This is a genomic window from Vibrio sp. Vb0937 (genome assembly GCF_033338855.1).
Genome location: NZ_JAWOTK010000489.1, coordinates 1 through 1007 on the forward strand (window position 1 = coordinate 1; position 1007 = coordinate 1007).

General features: G+C 40.2%; 1 pseudogene. It reads right to left on the reverse strand.

Going from position 1 to position 1007, the window contains the following annotated elements:
• Positions 1–607, reverse strand: a pseudogene (locus R7P67_RS26720) (diguanylate cyclase); the annotation flags it as partial.
• Positions 608–1007 lie beyond the last annotated feature (400 nt).

Sequence of the window (1007 nt, forward strand, 5' to 3'; positions counted from 1 at the left end):
TCTGAGAATCGATGTCGATACTGCTGCAGTCAGGACATACTTCTACATAATTCAAGTGTCCACTATTGCAATGGGAGCAAACACGAATTCTGTCAATCAGCGCTTCTGGCTCTAATACTCCCCGGCCTTGCTCGGAGAGTACGTATCGATAAGTGGAATAAATATCAGGAAACAGAAGGTCAATTATCGGAAACGAATAAATCGACGTAGACTCTAAACTTTTTAAAGCGCTCACTCGACGCTGACGATTTACTCCAAGCCAACCAATCAACGGGTCCAACACGTCCGGTTCGTCAATGGAGTCGATCTTGCTTTGAATGGATCGCCAAACTTTTTTTGACTCTAATTCTTCAAATACACCGTCGGCAATACATCGAGAATAAGGAGTTTCCACAGTGACATAAACCGCCCATGACCAACGCCCTTTCTCTTTAAAAAATGCTTTTAACGCATGGTTTATCTGCTGAGTGTCTTGGTAGGAAATACACACCATCCCCCCCAAACCAACTGGGACCTCTTCGATCTGATTAACTAAGATAACTCCCTCACAGAAATTACTTGTTGGCGGTTCGCCTACCCAATAGAAACTTTTATTTTTTAATGACATTGCATTAGTTCTCACGACCAAAATATTTGCTCATCACAATAAAATATAGGACTAGATACCATAAAACCTTCCTATATTTTCCAAAGTTGAGAGCACACTTATATCTTTGACCTTGGCAGAGTGAGGCAAACTCTCTTTGCTACCAACCAAAATCAGTGCGCACAAAAATGTCAAGCCAGCATAAATTTGCTACTTGCCCAATCGAACAATAGGAATAAGTTACTAACTAGCTATAACTTAGTAAGTTAAAGCTAGTGTTTCATTCAGCAAAGAGAAGGGTGAGCTGTAAACAGCACAATGTTGTAGAAAGAGCATGATAAACCTTTTTAAGCAAGCTGATATACGACGAAATTGATGCCGAAATAGGTCCTTGTATTCACATCAAGCTAATTGTTATTTG